Source organism: Erythrobacter sp. HA7-11 (genome assembly GCF_055693605.1).
Genome location: NZ_JBVFUF010000002.1, coordinates 717756 through 735050, shown reverse-complemented (window position 1 = coordinate 735050; position 17295 = coordinate 717756). Strand labels below are relative to the sequence as shown.

Here is a 17295-nt window from a genome sequence, read left to right as displayed (position 1 = left end):
TGGGCAAAGCCCGATCAACCCATAGTCAACTAGGCTACCTCGATCTGTAGCTCTCCGTCGCCTTCGTCGACTTTCACAGTCGAGCCATCGGGCACATCGCCCTCAAGCAGCTTTTCCGCCAGCGGGTCTTGCAAGTACCTTTGCACCGCGCGTTTCAGCGGCCTTGCACCATAGACCGGATCATAGCCAACCCGCCCGAGCCAGCGCAAAGCCGCTTCAGTAAGGTCGAGCGTGATCTTGCGGTCGTTAAGCAGCTTCTGAACCCGCTTGACCTGGATCGCCACGATCGGCGCCATATGCTCCATCGCGAGGCGGTGGAACATGATGATCTCATCGAGGCGATTGAGGAATTCGGGTCGGAAATGCCCGCGCACCACATCCATCACATCGTTCTCGACATCGGCCACCTTACCGTCATCAGGCAGGTTCGACAGGAACTGGCTGCCGAGGTTTGAAGTAAGGATGATCAGCGTGTTCGAAAAGTCGACCACCCTGCCCTGCCCATCGGTCAGGCGGCCATCGTCGAGCACCTGCAACAGCACATTGAAAACGTCGGTGTGTGCCTTCTCGACCTCGTCGAACAGCACCACCTGATAAGGTCGGCGCCGTACCGCTTCGGTCAGCACCCCGCCCTCATCATAGCCGACATAGCCTGGAGGCGCGCCGATCAGACGGGCAACCGAGTGCTTCTCCATGAACTCGCTCATGTCGATGCGAACAAGTGCTTGATCATCATCGAACAGGAATTCAGCGAGCGCCTTGGTCAGCTCGGTCTTGCCGACACCGGTCGGGCCTAGGAACAGGAAGCTGCCCAGCGGTCGCCCGGGATCTTGCAAACCGGCACGCGCGCGGCGCACGGCCTTCGACACGGCTTCTATCGCCTCACGCTGACCGATCACGCGCTTGCCAAGCAGCTCTTCCATATTCAGCAGCTTGTCGCGCTCGCCTTCCATCATCCGTTCCATCGGGATGCCGGTCCAGCGTGCAACAACGCTCGCAATGTCTTCTTCGGTGACTTCCTCGCGCAGCAATGCATCGTCGGACAAAGCCTCTGCCGCCTCCAGCTGCTTTTCCAGCTCGGGAATTTTGCCGTAGGAAATCTCCCCGGCCTTGGCTAGATCGCCGATCCGCTGCGCCTGTTCCAGCTCCAGCCGGGCGGCGTCGAGCTTTTCCTTGATCTTGCCCTCGGCTTCGATCTTGTCGCGCTCGTTCTGCCAGCGGGTGGTTAGCTCGGCGCTTTCCTGTTCAAGGTTTGCAAGTTCTTCGCGCAGAGTGACCAGCCGATCCTGCGAATTGGCGTCATCCTCTTTAGCGAGCGCGCTTTCCTCGATCTTTAGCTGAATGATCCGGCGATCAAGCTCGTCGATCTCCTCAGGCTTGGACTCCACTTCCATGCGGATGCGCGAGGCTGCCTCATCCATCAGATCGATGGCTTTATCCGGCAGGAAACGGTTTTGAATATAGCGGTTGGAAAGCTGCGCCGAGGCAACCAGCGCGCCATCTGTGATCCGCACGCCGTGGTGCAGCTCATACTTCTCTTTGAGGCCGCGCAGGATCGAGATCGTGTCTTCGACGCTCGGCTCATCGATATAGACCATCTGGAAGCGCCGCTGCAGCGCCGGGTCCTTCTCGACATACTTTTGATATTCGTCGAGCGTGGTTGCGCCGATGCAGTGCAGTTCACCGCGCGACAGGGCAGGCTTAAGCAGGTTCGAGGCATCCATGCTGCCTTCGCTCGCGCCCGCGCCGATCAGCGTATGCATCTCGTCAATGAACAGGATGATCTGCCCATCGGCATTCTTCACCTCGTCAAGAACAGTCTTGAGCCGCTCTTCAAACTCGCCGCGATACTTCGCACCGGCGATCAGCGCGCCCATGTCGAGACTCATCAGCGTGCGGCCCTTGAGACTATCGGGCACGTCGCCATTAGCGATGCGCAAAGCGAGTCCTTCGGCAATCGCGGTCTTACCCGTGCCGGGTTCACCGATTAGCGCAGGGTTGTTCTTGGTCCGGCGGGCGAGGATCTGGATAGTGCGACGGATTTCCTCGTCGCGGCTCGATAACCGGATCGAGTTTGCCGTCACGCGCAGCCTGCGTCAGATCGCGGGCGTATTTCTCCATCGCGTCATAGGCGCTTTCAGCATTGGCGCTGTCGGCTTTCTTGCCGCCGCGCAGCTGGTCAATCGCAGAATTGAGGCTTTGCGGCGTGACGCTCGCGGCTTTCAACGCTTCGCCTGCGTCGCCCGAAGCGAGCGAGAGCGCGACCAGGATCATTTCGACCGTCACATAGCTGTCGCCTGCCTTCTCGGCGGCCTGCTCTGCATTGTCGAGCACGCGCACCGCATCATTATCGAGGCCCGGTGTCTGCTGCGCGCCGCCACCGGTGACGACCGGTATCTTGGATAGGCCTTCGTCAACCTTGCTCACCGCAAGGACCGCTTCGCCGCCGGCACGCTGGATCAGGCCAGCGGCCATGCCTTCTTCGTCTTCAAGCAGTGCCTTGAGCAAATGCAGCGGCGAAATCCGTTGATGGTTCATACGGATCGAGACCGTTTGCGCGCTTTGTAGAAAGCCCTTGGCGCGGTCGGTGAACTTTTCGAGATTCATGAGAGACCCCTCATTCTCTGTATTCTGACAGGTGTGTTACTCAACTAGGTGGGTTCGCCCAGCATGATTACAAGGCGCGCAGTCTGTGCCATTGACCTCAATCAAGACGCGGGCAATGTTGGCGTCAAGCAAGTCTTGGGAGAGACACAGAGATGAAATGGTTGAAACGCGGCGGCTGGGCGCTGTTGGTGTTGGTGATTGCAGGCTTTATCGCGCTGGCCACTTGGGAGCCGTTTTTTGCGCATTCGACCGCGCAGCCCGCCGGCTCTGACCAACGCCAATATTCAGCTGAGATCGTCCGCGACGAATATGGCGTGCCTCATATCTATGGCGAAACCGATGCCGATGTCGCCTTTGGCGTGGCCACTGCGCAGGCAGAGGACGATTTCTTCACGCTTCAGGATGTCGCGGCGATGTCGCGCGGGCGCTATGGCGCGATCGCAGGGGAAGACGGCGCGGTGTTCGACTTTGCCTATCATCTTATCGACGCGCGCGGCACGGCAGACCGGCATTATGACAGCCTGCCCGCTGATACGCGCGCTCTGTTCGATGCTTATGCCAGCGGGCTCAATCACTATGCCGCGCAAAACCAGGGCGAAGTGAAGCTCGCAAACCTGTTTCCAATGAGCGGCAAGGATGTCGCGGCGGGCTTTGCCCTGCGCCAGCCGTTCTTCTTTGGACTCGCCAATGTGATCGGGCCTTTGGTCGAAGGCGAGCCTTTGCGGCGCGAGTTTGGACCGGACATTCCTGGCTTCCCGCGCGACGAGACCGAGTCCGCTAAAGAGCCCGGCACAGAGGATATGGCGCATTCGGGCGTGCATCCTCTGCCGTGGGGCGAGGATGCCGGATTGCTCGGCTCCAACGCGTTTGCGGTCGCGCCAGAGAAAACAGGCGGACCGACCAAGCTCATTTCGAACTCGCACCAGCCATTGCGCGGCGGGGTCGCGTGGTACGAATTCAGCGTTGAAAGCGAAGAAGGCTGGCACTTTACAGGTGCCAACTTCCCCGGATCGCCCTTCCCCTTCCTGGGGCACAATCGCCACCTCGGCTGGACCAATACGGTCAACCGCCCGGACATGGTCGATATTTACGAGCTGGTACTCGATGAGAGCGGTACGCGTTATGAGTTGGACGGTGAATGGCGCGATCTCGAAAGCAAGACGGTGACGCTGCCGGTCAAGCTCGGCCCTATAACACTGCCAATCCGCCGCACCATTCATCGCAGCATGCATGGGCCGGTCATCATCAACGACAACGGCGCTTTTGCGATCCGTTATGGCGGGATGGACAAGCTCGACCAGCTCGATGCCTATTATCGCATCAACAAGGCAACCAACCTTGAAGAATGGCAGGCGCAAATGGCGCGCATGGCAATCCCGTCGACCAATTTCATTTACGCGGACGAAGCGGGCAATATCGCCTATGTCTACAACGCCGCGATCCCCGATCGGCCAGAGGATGTCGAGGCGAATTGGCGCGGCGTACTGCCCGGCAATCGTAGCGATCTGATCTGGGACGGCACGGTCAGCTATGAAGAGCTGCCCAAGCTGATCAATCCCGCCTCTGGTTGGCTCTACAACGCCAATAACGAGCCTTACACAGCCGCTGGCCCCGGCAGCGACCTGTCACCTGACGATTTCTCGCCCGTGCTCGGCGTCGAACTTAAACAGACCAACCGATCACGCCGCGCTTGGAAGCTGCTGAGCGAGGCCAATGTGCTTGACCGGGAGAACCTAGAGCGGATCAAGTACGACACCGCCTATGAACGCGAGGGTTATATCGCAGAGCTGTGGGACGGCTTGGAGAAAATCGAGATACCACCCCGCATGAAAGACACCGGGCAGTTCGATCTGGCGCGTGCGCGCGACCTTTTGCTGGAGTGGGATTTTACCGCTGATAATGAAGGCCCGGCCGATGCGCTCGCGCTGTTGATGATCCGCGACTTTATGTCGGCTGAGTATCAGAACAAGACTGAAGCGCCCGACGTCACCGAAATGCTCGACAAATCAGCCAAGCACCTGATGAAGCATTTCGGCAGGCTCGATCCGCCCATGTCTGATCTTCTCCGCTTGCGACAAGGCGATGTCGATCTGCCGCTCGACGGCGGCTCGGACACGTTGCGCGCCTCGACCACCTGGAAAGTTGACGAGGATGGCCGCTTAAGCCTCGTCCACGGCGACAGCTTTATCCAATGGGTCGAATGGCCAACAGACGGCGGGCGCGTGTACTCTCGGTCGATCCAGCCCTTCGGTGCAGCCATCACCCGCCCCCAGAGTCCGCACTACACAGACCAAATGCAGCTGTTCGTCGATCACAAGCTGAAGCCGGTGTATTTTTGGCGTGAAGACGTGCTCGCAAATGCGCAGCGACGCTATCGGGTGAAGAGCACTGACTGATACCCGTCACTCCGCGCGGACTTGCCAGAAACGACCGAGGCGTTAACCACGTTTTCGACGCCAATTTTGACCGTTAGGGACTGTTATGAAGAAATGTTTTGCCGCCTCCAGCCGCATCGCCTTGGGCGTAGCGCTGGGCCTTGCACTGGTTAGCGCGCCAGCTGCGCCTGCTCTTGCCGACGATCACGTCGAAGCATCGGAAGCGGCTAGGCGACCTCACCGATCTGGTTGCGCAGGTTTCCATCCCCTACGAAGAATTCCAGCTTGAAAATGGCCTGACCGTGGTCGTGCACGAAGATCGCAAGGCTCCCGTGGTCGGCATCGCGGTGTGGTACAATGTTGGCTCCAAGGATGAGCCAGAGGGCAAGACGGGTTTTGCCCATCTGTTCGAACACCTGATGTTCAACGGCAGCGAAAACGCCCCGAACGACTATTTCCAGTATCTTCAGGAAATGGGCGCAACCGATTACAACGGTACGACCAATTTCGACCGTACCAATTACTTCCAAACCGTCCCGCGGCCCGCGCTTGAACGCGCTCTGTGGCTCGAAAGCGACCGCATGGGCTATCTGCTCGGCGCGGTGACGCAGGAAAAGCTTGATAACCAACGCGGCGTTGTCCAGAACGAGAAGCGTCAGGGCGACAACCAGCCGGGCGGCCTCGTCTTCTATGAGATCCTCGACAAGATGTTCCCCGAGGGTCATCCCTATGGCCACTCGGTCATCGGTTCGATGGCGGACTTGGACAGCGCCTCCATGGAGGACGTGCGCAACTGGTTCCGCGACAAATACGGCCCAAACAACGCGACTGTCGTGCTCGCTGGCGACGTCTCTGCTGCTGAAGCGCGCCCGCTGGTCGAGAAGTACTTCGGCCCCATCGCACGCGGCCCGGTCAACAATCCGGCTGAGGCTGAAATCCCTGTTCTGCCAGAAGACATCCGCTCGGTGATGAGAGACAATGTCGCAGCAACGACTGTGACCAAATACTGGCCTGCTCCTGGCATCACCAGCGAAGAGCTGACCGCGCTCAACATTGGGACCAGCATCTTTGGCGGACTGGCATCCAGCCGGTTGGACGAGGTTCTGGTGCGCGACGAGCAGCTCGCCGTCAGCGTCGGCGCGTTCAATGCCGATTTTCAGCGGGTCGGCATTATGGGCGTCAGCGCGACCCTGAAGCCAGGTGTCGAGCTGGCAACGCTCGAAGCGCGGCTTGATGAGCTGATCGCTGATTACATCGCTCAAGGCCCGAACGAAGAGGAAGTGCGCCGCGCGGCCACCAACCAGCTGGCGGGCACGATCCGCGGACTGGAACAAGTTGGCGGGTTCGGCGGTAAAGCCGTCACTCTGGCACGCGGCGAAGTGCTCGCCGGCGATCCGGGCCTCTACCGCAAGCAATTCGAGACGCTTGCGACACTCACACCTGCTGATGTGAAAGCAGCCATGCAGCGCTGGATGACCCGCCCAAGCTTCACTCTGGTGCTTGAGCCGGGCGAACGCGACAGCTCGTATGAGGAAGCGGCATCGGTCGCATCAGGCGATGACAACGCATCTGAGCGTGATCGCGGCGCAGAAGAGATCACCGTCTCGGTAGAGCGTCCTGCTCCGCCCATTGATACGCTGGCTCAGCTCGACTTCCCGGATCTAGAGCGCACAACGCTCGCGAACGGCATGAAGCTCACCTACGCGCAGCGTGACGCCGTCCCTGCCACTTACGTCACCATGTCGTTCAACGCAGGCAGCGCAGCGGATCCGATAGCCAAGCGCGGGCTCGAAGACCTGACTATGGCGCTGTTCGACGAGGGCACGGCAGACATGACAAGCCAGGATATCGCCGAAGAGCGCGAGAAACTGGGCCTGACCATTGCCACTGGCGGCGGGTTCGACCGTTCGACTTTCACTCTGTCGGCGCTCTCTTCGAACCTCACTCCATCACTTGAGCTGATGAGCGAGATTGTCCGCAACCCTGCTTTCAATGAAAACGATCTGGAGCGCGTGCGCACTCAGACGATTACAGGGATCAAGCAGCAGCTGAAGACGCCTCAGGCACTCGCTCGCCGCGCAGTTGCCCCGGAGATCTTTGGTGCCGACAGCCCTTATGGCGGCAGCAGCACGGTGGAGAGCGTCAGCTCGATCACCCGCGATGATCTCTTCATATTCAAGGACACATGGATCCGCCCAGACAATGGCGAGCTCTTCGTAATCTCCGACCGTCCGATGGACGAAGTCGTTACCGCTCTGAATGCAGTGTTCGGCGATTGGACGGCCCCAGCGACCAGCAAGGGAGCGAAGACCTTCTCCAACACTGGTCAGGCGACGCCGGGTGGCCGCATCATCCTGATCAACCGTCCGAACTCACCGCAAAGCGTGATCGTTGGTGCACAGCTGACCGGGCTGAATGCAAGCGATCCCGACTACATCGACTTCACCAATGCCAACAACTCGCTTGGCGGCAACTTCCTCGCACGGCTCAACATGAACCTGCGCGAGACAAAGGGCTGGAGCTATGGCGTTCGCGGCGGGCCACAGGCTCAGGAAAACGCGGTGCTCTATGCGATCTCTGGCGGGGTCCAAGCTGACCGCACCGGCGATTCCGTCGCCGAGATGATCCGCGAGACTGAGAGCTTCCTGACCACCAACGGCGTTACGCAAGAAGAGCTTGCGCGCAACGTGGCTGCGGAAGTCGGCGAACTGCCGGGTCGCTTTGAAACCTCGCCAGCCGTGCTCCGAGCGATGCAAAGCAACGCTCTGTTCGTACCGTCCGGATGACTATTACGAAACGCTCGTCGCCAAGTATCAGGCGCAGACTGCCGAAAGCCTGGATGCTGCTGCGCGGCAAGCGCTGGATGTCGACAATTTCGTGTGGGTCGTCGTTGGCGATGCAACCGTCGTGCAATCACAACTCGAAGAGCTCGGCATGCCGCTGGAAGTCCGCGAACTTCCTTCGGAGGACTGACGCTACGGCGCGGTAAGGGCAAGACCTTCAGGTCTTGCCCCCTGCCGCTTTCGGGCGCGGATTCCAGTTGAGTCTTACTGACACAAGTGTAAACCACGCGCACCGCAATTTCCGGGGCACCCCGCCCCGCTGAGTACCAACGGAGAAAAAGAATGTCAGTTGCAGGAAGCTACAACACCACCGTGAAGAGCCCGATGGGCGACCAACAAGGCACGTTCACCGTAGTCGACAATGGCGACGGCACCTTCAGCGGCAACATGGCTGGCGGCATGGGTTCGATGGATGTTGAAAACGGCAAAGTCGATGGCAACACGCTGACCTGGGAAATGAACATGACCGTTCCCATGCCGATGAAGCTTGAATGCGAAGCGACCGTTGAAGGCGATACGCTCGCAGGCAACGTTAACGCTGGCGCATTCGGCGCGATGCCACTGACCGGCGAGAAAGTCGCCTAAACAGCGAAACTCGTTAACGAAAAGGGCCGCTGGAGGAAACTCCGGCGGCCCTTTTGTTTGGGTGGATGGGATCGCCGGTCAGTCCTGACCGCTATCCTCACCAGCGCCTGGCTCCGCTACGTCCATAGCAATTGCGTCTTCGCCGTCCGAAGCCACCTCTGATGCGACACGCAGCGCTTCGGCTTCAGCTTCTGCAGCTGCGCGCTCTCTCTCAGCTTCCTCGAGCGCCAATTGCGCCAGCACGTCGATTACCTCGTCGCGGTTGTAGGCAAGCACGCCCGGGATCGGCGCGAGGCGGTTGACCTCCGCCCCGAACCAGTTCGGGACGAACGACACGGGCGTCAATTCGGCATCGCGGATCCAGTCCTGCGGCAAGCGCGGATCATATGCGGCTTCATCAACCGGCTCGATGATCATCGCCACCCGCACCATAGCGTCGACGGTATCGACGCCTTCGGGCATCTTGCCGCGACCGATTGGCTCGCCTTTCTCGCCGAGCCAGACTCCGTCATAGCGCAGGGCAGTGATCGTTCCTGCGTCGGCATCGAACTTCACTGTGCCCATACAGGCGCATGCCCCAAGGCCGAGGTTTATTGTGCCGTAATAGACATATTCGCCTGGCGGCACTTCCTGCAGGTAAAGCGACAGCCCCTTACCTTTATCGAACCGGTTCAGCGGCCCAATTGAGAACATCATCTCCTGTTCGGCAGGTGGCCAATTGAAGTTTTCTTCCGTTGGTTCGATTGGCCTTTCTTCAGTAAAGCGCTCGCGCCGGTTCTTTGCGCGGTCGCGGCGCTGTTCCCAGCCCCTTTGCTTGCGAACCCATTTCTCCTGCGCCTTTGTAAGTGCCACTGCCCGCGCCATCGAAACGGTTTCGCGTTCGGCATCGGTTGGCACTTTGAAGAAAGTCGCTGGCACGGCGGCCGGCGATTGCATCAGGATGTAGGCTTTGGACGGATCAAGCGGGACCTCGTCCCGATCCTTCACAATGGTGGTTTCAAACTCGATCTCATATTCGTCATCCGCAAGCGCGGGTGTGCCTGTGAGAAGCGATCCGGCAGCAAGGGCCGCGAGCGTCAATTTGAGAGTTTTCATAGCCCGATGTCCTCCTTGCCCGACAATTCACTCGAAGCAACGAGCGCCTGAACCGCGAGCATCTTTTGCCGATCCTCTTCAGCGACGGTGGAATTGCCCTCCTCGAAATTGAATTCTTTCCAGAGGTTTTTGGCCAGGCCGTGGCGTGCATATCCTTTGAAATGCATACAGCGGCGCATGTTGGTGCGGCGCTTGGCCCGTGCCTCGTACCGATCCGTAGATTGCTTGAGCAATCGCGCCGCCAATCAGGCCGCCGACTGCGCCGCCCAAGCCATACATCGCGTAGGAGCTGGCATCAGGATAGTAATTGCCAACCGCTAGACCGCGCGCCAACTCATCACAGAACCGCACATCGGTCAGCGCCTCATCGAAGCTCGTTTCTGCGCGGTTGAAATAATAATATTTCTTGTAATTCTTGATGTCGTTTTCGTCGGCTTCGAATTCCAGTTCCGGCATGGCGAGAGCCGCCGGATCAGGCTGCCATTCGCGCCATTCATCATCTGTCATTTTCTGGGCATGCGCCGGACTTGCCCCGGCCATAGCCAGCGCAAGCAAAGGCGCGCTCCATTGCGCGACCACGCGTGATTTCATGATTACCCCCTGTTACAAACCCTGCCCAGCAATTTATCAAATCGCGAGCGGCAAGCAACTGGATTTGTTGGCCTCTTGCACAGTTCGCGGCCTTGGGCTGGGCTTCCAAGCTGTGGAAATTTGCCAATCCGCAAATTGTCGGGAAACGGCAATTATTGCGCGCACTTCGCCGCTATACTCTCCACGCGCAATGGGAGGGTCCTATGTCATCTACCTTACTCAAATTCGCTTATCGGATCGGGGCGTTCCTCGCCAAGCTGTCGCCGTTGCTCGCGACATGGATAAACGGTTTCGCGATCAATCGGCTGGTCACCAAGACCCGCAATCGCCCGCACCCCTGGAGCACTCTGGGCGATCATGTGAGCTGGCGCGGTCTTACCGATCGCAGCTATTCCGCCCGGCACCTGCCGGCCTACGACATTCCCGACCCGCCCGACCCCGCGCGCGTGGGTGACCTGTTCCGCGTTCCCGAAGGGAAACAGCAGCGGCTCTGCCCCAAATCGACCTGCCTATTTCCAGCCTTCGCGCAATATCTGACTGACGGCTTCATCCGCACCATGATCTCCAATGAGTTCGGCGTGGAAGAAGATGTCGAGGACCGGCGGCGCAACACTTCCAATCACGAGATTGACCTTTCCCCGCTCTATGGCCGCACACAGGAGCAGGTGATCGCGCTGCGTACCATGTCAGAGGCCGATGGCGAGCGCGGCAAGCTTAAGTCGGAGGTGATCGACGGCGAAGAATATCCGCTCCGCCTGTTTGAGCCGGGCGGGGAGCGCTTCAATCCGATCTTCATGCGTTCCGATGGCAAATTGCTGCTCGATCAGCCGCTGGGCATCAACAAGACGACGCCCGAGATGCGCGAGACATTGTTTGCGGTCGGTGGGGACCGCGCCAATGCCGCCCCGCAGGTGACCATGCTCAACACCTTGTTCCTGCGCGAACACAACCGCCTGGCAGCCGTAATCGCGGCGAGCAATCCCGGATGGAGTGATCAGCGCGTGTTCGATGCGGCGCGTGCCTGCACAACGGTAATGTTCATCAAGATCGTGGTTGAGGAATATATCAACCACATCAACTCGACCCCGCTGATGCTGGTCGCCGACCCCGGCACTGCGTGGAAGAAGCGCTGGAACAAGCCGAACTGGATCACGGCGGAATTCAGCCTGCTCTACCGCTGGCATTCGCTGATCCCTGAGAAAATGCGCTGGGCGGGTGAGGAACGTCCGGGCGGTGTGCTGCGGCTTAATAACAGGCTGGTGTTAGACCACGGTCTCGCGAACGCCTTCGTCGATATCAGCGCGAACCGTGCGACCGAGCTGGGCCTACACAACACCGCCAATTTCCTGATCGACGTTGAGGTCGCAGCCGTGCGGCAAGCACAGGAAAACCGCATTGCGCCCTTCACGCATTATCAGGCGGCATTTGGCGAACGGCCCGCGACCAGCTTTGCCGAGATCACGCCTGATCGAGCACTTCAGGAAGAGCTAAGTGCGCTTTATGGCACCGTCGACCGGCTCGAATTCTATACCGGCCTGTTCGCACAGCCGCGCACGCCAGATGGGCCATTGCCGCCCTTGCTTCAGAGCATGGTTGCCGTCGACGCGTTCTCGCAGGCGCTCACCAATCCGCTGCTGTCGGAGCACATCTGGGGCGACCGCGCGGTCAAACGCGACACCTTCACTTTCGAAGGGATCCGGGCGATTGAACAGACATCGAGCCTGCGGGATATCCTGATCCGCAATTCTGACGGTCTTGGTGAACGCTTTGTTGGAATGACCAGGGAGGGTTGGCGGCGTGGGCTTGAGTAGGGGATGGAATAGGGGAAGAGTACCCCTCGCCGTCGGGGCATGTTAGAAGCGCCCGCTGATCCCGAAGCGCGCATTGATTGGTGTGCCGACCGTCGCCTGATGCGTCGCATGCGCATTGGGGAAGTAGAGCTCATCGGTTAGGTTCTCGATATTTACCTGCAGGCGCAGATTGTCCGACACGTCATAGAAAGCCGAAGCATCCACCCGCGCATAGCTTGGCAGGATCGCGGTGTTGCCATTGTTGATGAAGCTCTCATCCTGATAGGTGAGGCCAAGGCCAAGGCCGAACTTGTCGGTGACCTGAAACGCATTCCAGACCGATAAAGTATTCTCCGGCAGCTCGCGCAGGCGCAGCCCGGTGTTGCCGAACTCATCGACCTGCTCGCCATCGAGGTACGAATAGCCCGCGGTGATCGACCAGAAACCGGTGATGCGGCCCGACAGCTGCAATTCAAAGCCCTGGATCTCTGAGTCGATAACATCGAGCGTCGCGGGATCGTCGTCATTCGGCTGCGGAGAGCTTTGCTCAATCTGGAAGATCGCTGCGGTGAGGCTCAGGCCGCTGGCGAAATCCCACTTCAGACCCGCTTCAAGATTGGTGAAGGTGTTGGGATCGAGCGCGTTGTTGTCGCCGTTGATGTTGGCGAATTGCTCGCCCGAGCGTGGCAGGAAGCTCTCCGAATAGCTCGCATAAATCGAGATATTCTCGCGTGGTTTGAGGATGAGGCCAGCACGAGGCGAGAATTCCTCATCCTTGCGGGTGCGGATTTCGGCAGCGGGGACATTGTCGACAGTGATGTCGAAGCTGTCGAAGCGCACGCCGAGCACGATATTGAGCCAATCTGCGAGTTCGATCTCGTCCTGGATGTAAGCGGAAAATACGTCGATATCGACGCGCGTATCGTCATTGAGATCAGTGAATGCGCTCGTCGCTGCAGCGCCCGCCGCGTTGGTCCCAACCCCGCCTCGAAGCGCCAGCGGGCGTTCGATCAGGAAACTCTCCGTATCGTCGCCATTGGTGTCCCAGACCGGATTGAAGCGAAACTGGTCGGACGACGTGCGGATATATTCGCCGCCAAAGATCACCGTGTGGCCGATGCTGCCCGTCTCGAACTGGCCAACAAGATTGCCCGATAGGATCAGATTTTCGCGCTGCGTCTCGTCGATATAACCATCGAGCGTGACTTCATTCGGAGTGTTCACCTCGTCATAGGCTGAGGCGTAGAAGTTCGAATAGACCTTGTCATAGTCGCCGTAGAACGCGCTGAAGTTCGCCTTCAGGTTCTCCGAAAAATCATGCTGAAGCAGCGCGCGGAAGGTGTGCGCCTCCAGATCGTTGAAGTTCTCAACCGGATCGCCAAACACGATGTCCTCGAACGCCTCGACGGGGCGACCATCCGCGCCGGTCGGGATACCGCGATCAATGAACCGTTCGTGATCGATGTACTCGTAAGACAGGTCGAGCAGAGTATCGGGCGACAATTGGAACCGTGCGGTCGGGTTGATGCCGATGCGGTCGCCATCATAGAAATCGCGGTGATTGTTTAGCCGCTCATACATCGCGTTGATGCGGAATGCGGCGCTGTCACTGGTCGAGAAGTTGGCGTCGACCTGAAATCCAAATTCACCGAGCGTGTCGAGGCTCGCCTGATAGCCGACGAAGGTTTCGCCCAGTGCGCCCTTCTTGGTCACGCGGTTGAGGATGCCGCCCGTTCCGCCCTGTACCGAACAACAGGGCGTTGGGGCCGCGCAGGATCTCGACCTGCTCAAGATTGTAGAGCGCGCGGTAATATTGCACGTCATCGCGAACGCCATCGATGAAGAAGTCCGCGGTCGAACGCACACCGCGAAACACGATCGCATCGCGGTGCCCCTCACCCTGCGAGGTGTTCACACCCGGAGTGTAGTCGACGATCTGACCGATCGAGTTGAAGCCGCGCCTAGTGATGTCTTCCTGCGTGGTGATTGACAGGCTCTGCGGCACGTCGAGCACCGGGGTCGGGGTCTTCAGCGCGTTGACCTGATTGGAATAGAGCACGTCGCCGGTGACCACGATCTCCTCTCCATAAGCGATGGAAAGGCCGTCATCGGGGATGAGAGCGCCGGTTGACGAGGGGGCCGCACTCGACTCATTCGCGGTGCTCGGTGGAACCGATGTAGCGTCCTTTTCCTCTCCTGCCAGCGCGCCGGTTGACGCGAGAATCGTTGAGAGAGCAGTGGCGCGGAGGAGCCAGGCAGCGTTGCGAATCATGAGTAAAAAGGCCCTTCGTGTGTCCGTTAAAAAGCGGACTAGGACTCACGCTATTGCAAGTCAATCGCAATATCAAAAAGAAGGATGAATCGAGTGGATATGCGCCGCCGCGCCTCCCTCAAACATGCGGAGAGCCAAGAAAAATATGAATGAGCGGGACGCCGCAATGGCGACTGAGAGCCGCCCAAACCGCGTCCGTATCAGGAATATCCGAGTTTTTGGGCGGCGCGATTAGCCGTCGAGCTTACTCTTCAGGATCTGGTTCACCACTTGCGGGTTCGCCTTGCCCTGCATCGCCTTCATTGTCTGACCGACGAAGAAGCCGAACAGCTTGTCCTTGCCGGCCTTATATTGCTCGACCTTGTCCTGATTGCCCGCAAGGATATCGTCGATCGCCGCTTCGATAGCGCCGGTGTCGGAGACTTGCTTGAGCCCCTCAGTTTCGGCGATTTCAGCCGGGTCGCGCCCTTCGCGCAGTACGATCTCGTAAATCTCTTTCGCCTGTCCGCCCGAAATCTCACCAGCATCCTGCATCTTGAGGATCGCGGCCTGCGCCTGCGGGGTAGAGTTCGACAGGTCAGCCTCATCGCCAAGGCCCTTCACCACGCCCGGCGCAACCGACAGCGCCCAATTGGCGACCTGCGTTGCGACCTTAGTTTCCGGCTTGCCGATGGCCTCCGCCGCCGCGCTCAGCAAAGTCTCGAACCGCGCAAAGGTCTCCACCTCTGCGGTCAACTCGCGTGCATTATAAGGCGTAAGGCCCAGCTCGGTTTCATACCGGACGCGCTTGGCATCGGGCAGTTCGGGCAGCGATGCGCGGCATTCCTCAAGGAAGTCATCCTCTAGCACCACCGGCAGCAGGTCGGGATCGGGGAAGTAGCGGTAATCATGCGCGTCTTCCTTGCTTCGCATCGTCCGCGTCGTGCCGGTGGCAACGTCGAACAGGCGCGTTTCCTGATCCACCGTGCCGCCGCTTTCCAGCACATCGACTTGGCGGTTCGCTTCATATTCGATCACTTGCATGACGAAACGCACCGAGTTGACGTTCTTCGTCTCGGTCCGCGTCCCGAACTCCTCGCCCGGCTTGCGCACCGAAACGTTGACGTCGGCGCGCATCGAGCCTTCTTCCATGTTGCCATCGCAGCTTCCAACATAGCGCAGGATGCTGCGCAGCTTGCGGACATAGGCGCCGGCTTCAGCGGGCGAGCGCATGTCTGGCTTGGAGACGATCTCCATCAGGGCGACGCCGCTGCGATTGAGGTCGACATAGGACATGGTCGGGTGCTGATCGTGCATCAGCTTGCCCGCATCCTGCTCGACATGGATGCGCTCGATCCCGATTACCTTGTCTTCAGGAATGCCGGACTTTTCGTCCGCCTCGACCAGCAGCTGCCCTTCCCCCACAATCGGGTGGTAGAGCTGTGAAATCTGATAGCCCTGCGGCAGATCGGCATAGAAGTAATTCTTGCGGTCAAAACGCGACCATTTGTGGATCTCCGCCTTGATCGCCATGCCGGTGCGCACCGCCTGACGGATGCATTCCGCGTTCGGCACGGGCAACATTCCGGGCATGGCCGCATCGACCAGACTGACCTGCGTGTTCGGCTCTGCGCCAAAAGCGGTCGAAGCGCCCGAGAACAGCTTTGACTGGCTGGTGACCTGCGCATGTACTTCGAGGCCGATCACGACCTCCCATTGGCCGGTTGCGCCTTGGATGCAGTAATTACTCATTTGAACGTCTCTTTCAGCTTCTTCTTTTCGGCCTTTTGTGCCGCCCGCTTCTGCGAATAATGCCTCCAGCCCAGTCCCATTGCCCAACCGCAGACATCAGCGATGAGAAGGACAATGAGCTTAGCTATGGCGACCGCAAGAAGGACGGGGAGGAGTAGGAGCTCTTCCAACTATTCGCCTTCCCTTTTGTCCTTATCCTCTATCACCTTGCCATCTAGCCCAAACCGCGCTTCGCCGTGATCGACATTCTTGCGCACCCAATTGGCGAACATGAAAGTCGCTGGGACCGCAATCGCAATCCCAATACCGGCAATTGTCAAAGCGGTCTGATCACTCATTTGCTTGTCTCATCGGCTGTTCGGGCCGCATGTGCGTCAATTCAGGCAGCACTTCAATAGCCTGCCGAAAACGCTTTGCCCAAATGCCCCAATTAAACTCCGTCTCATAGGCATTACGGGCGCCTTTGCGTAGCGCCAGATAGGAAGTGCGATCACGCCAGGCTTGTATGATGGCCTCGGCAAAATCGCACGCTTTCGCTTCAGAAGGCAGTAGCAAACCGTTTATGCCGTGCTGCACCACTCCCGACACGCCTCCTACATCTGCGCTGATCGCCGGCACGCCATAGGCGTTGGCCTCGGCGAACACCATCGGGGTGCAATCCTGCCGGGTGGGAAGGAACAAGAAAGACGCCTCGCGAAACAGCGACATGAGTTGGCGTTCCTGCTGAATATCACCTTTGCGCAAGACGCCATGGAATTGCAGTTGCTCCATGTGGGGCATTTGGGCTGGCGCTGCTCCAGCAAAATCGACTCGGAACGGAAATCCTTCTCGATCCAGTATCTTGGCAGTTTCTAAGACGATATCGCCCCCTTTGCGCTGCCAATCCAGACCGACAAAGAGCAGTCGGCACAGCTTATCGTCATCGACCTGCGACTTGACCTGTTGACGCGCAACCGGTGCAAAATTGCACCCCCACGGGGCGGTTAGGACGCGTTCTTTCGGCTTGCCATATTCGCCAATGACCGACCTTGCCGCCCACGGAGAGGAGACTGAGACTAATGCGGCGTTGGCAATTGCTGCGCGCTCATTGGCCTCAGCATGGCGCGCCTGCACCTCCGACATTGCGCGAAAGCTCGGATAAAAATCGCGCATCAACGCAAAGGTCGTGTCAGAAATATGGACGGTTGGAAAGTGACGTCCGAGCCGCGCTGCGAGCGCACTGGCGGCGACCACTATGGCTAGATCAATGCGCTTGGCGCGAAGCTGACCGAGTGCGTCATTCGCCAGAGCGTCTTCAAGCCAGCTCAAATGTCGCAAATCGTAGCGTTGCGCAGTGATCTTGCGACTCACCTTGCTTGCGAAATCTACCGCTCGATGGCGACGGGGAAAGGCCGTCTCCACCTGAC

At 59.1% G+C, this 17295-nt stretch carries 12 protein-coding genes and 1 pseudogene; 5 read left to right on the top strand and 8 right to left on the bottom strand.

Features of this window, described 5'->3' with window-relative positions; genetic code table 11:
- Positions 1-29: 29 nt before the first annotated feature.
- Positions 30-2607 (bottom strand): annotated as a pseudogene (clpB, locus tag ACZ1GU_RS03825) (ATP-dependent chaperone ClpB).
- Between the two features lie 152 nt (positions 2608-2759).
- On the opposite strand from clpB, the gene ACZ1GU_RS03820 reads away from it, so the two are divergent.
- The 4 genes from ACZ1GU_RS03820 to ACZ1GU_RS03805 all read left to right on the top strand — a co-directional run bounded on the left by ACZ1GU_RS03820 (position 2760) and on the right by ACZ1GU_RS03805 (position 8410).
- Entirely contained in the window at positions 2760-5003 is a 2244-nt protein-coding gene (locus ACZ1GU_RS03820) for an acylase (RefSeq protein WP_472646772.1), read from the top strand.
- A gap of 140 nt (positions 5004-5143) precedes the next feature.
- Positions 5144-7768 carry a M16 family metallopeptidase gene (locus ACZ1GU_RS03815; RefSeq protein WP_472646771.1) on the top strand — a complete coding sequence of 875 codons (2625 nt, stop codon included), beginning with the start codon at positions 5144-5146 and terminating at the stop codon, positions 7766-7768.
- Positions 7704-7955, top strand: a complete 252-nt coding sequence (locus ACZ1GU_RS03810; RefSeq protein ID WP_472646770.1) for a hypothetical protein — start codon at positions 7704-7706, stop codon at positions 7953-7955. Before ACZ1GU_RS03815 ends, ACZ1GU_RS03810 begins: the two co-directional genes overlap by 65 nt.
- Positions 7956-8107: 152 nt before the next feature.
- The gene (locus ACZ1GU_RS03805) at positions 8108-8410 is read left to right on the top strand and encodes a hypothetical protein (protein ID WP_472646769.1); all 303 of its coding nucleotides are present in this window, start codon (positions 8108-8110) and stop codon (positions 8408-8410) included.
- 78 nt (positions 8411-8488) lie between these two features.
- Here the strand turns inward: ACZ1GU_RS03805 and ACZ1GU_RS03800 are convergent, their stop codons facing one another.
- Together ACZ1GU_RS03800 and ACZ1GU_RS03795 are read right to left on the bottom strand one after the other, a co-directional pair.
- Positions 8489-9505 carry a hypothetical protein gene (locus tag ACZ1GU_RS03800; protein ID WP_472646768.1) on the bottom strand — a complete coding sequence of 339 codons (1017 nt, stop codon included), beginning with the start codon at positions 9503-9505 and terminating at the stop codon, positions 8489-8491.
- A 78-nt stretch (positions 9506-9583) separates the two neighbouring features.
- Complete coding sequence (locus ACZ1GU_RS03795; protein ID WP_472646767.1) at positions 9584-10096, bottom strand: hypothetical protein; 513 nt, start codon at positions 10094-10096, stop codon at positions 9584-9586.
- Between the two features lie 203 nt (positions 10097-10299).
- On the opposite strand from ACZ1GU_RS03795, the gene ACZ1GU_RS03790 reads away from it, so the two are divergent.
- Positions 10300-11907, top strand: a complete 1608-nt coding sequence (locus ACZ1GU_RS03790; protein WP_472646766.1) for a peroxidase family protein — start codon at positions 10300-10302, stop codon at positions 11905-11907.
- A gap of 42 nt (positions 11908-11949) precedes the next feature.
- Here ACZ1GU_RS03790 and ACZ1GU_RS03785 read toward each other — a convergent pair whose 3' ends face one another.
- The 5 genes from ACZ1GU_RS03785 to ACZ1GU_RS03765 form a co-directional block, all read right to left on the bottom strand.
- Positions 11950-13599, bottom strand: a complete 1650-nt coding sequence (locus tag ACZ1GU_RS03785) for a TonB-dependent receptor (protein ID WP_472646765.1) — start codon at positions 13597-13599, stop codon at positions 11950-11952.
- Positions 13532-14158, bottom strand: a complete 627-nt coding sequence (locus tag ACZ1GU_RS03780; RefSeq protein WP_472646764.1) for a TonB-dependent receptor plug domain-containing protein — start codon at positions 14156-14158, stop codon at positions 13532-13534. The genes ACZ1GU_RS03785 and ACZ1GU_RS03780 overlap by 68 nt, the downstream gene beginning before the upstream one ends.
- Before the next feature lie 231 nt (positions 14159-14389).
- A complete protein-coding gene (gene gatB, locus ACZ1GU_RS03775) occupies positions 14390-15889 on the bottom strand; it encodes an Asp-tRNA(Asn)/Glu-tRNA(Gln) amidotransferase subunit GatB (RefSeq protein ID WP_472646763.1) in 1500 nt (499 codons plus the stop codon).
- 170 nt (positions 15890-16059) lie between these two features.
- A complete protein-coding gene (locus ACZ1GU_RS03770; RefSeq protein WP_472646762.1) occupies positions 16060-16227 on the bottom strand; it encodes a glutamyl-tRNA amidotransferase in 168 nt (55 codons plus the stop codon).
- The gene (locus ACZ1GU_RS03765; protein ID WP_472646761.1) at positions 16220-17239 is read right to left on the bottom strand and encodes a glycosyltransferase family 4 protein; all 1020 of its coding nucleotides are present in this window, start codon (positions 17237-17239) and stop codon (positions 16220-16222) included. Before ACZ1GU_RS03765 ends, ACZ1GU_RS03770 begins: the two co-directional genes overlap by 8 nt.
- Between the last annotated feature and the right edge of the window lie 56 nt (positions 17240-17295).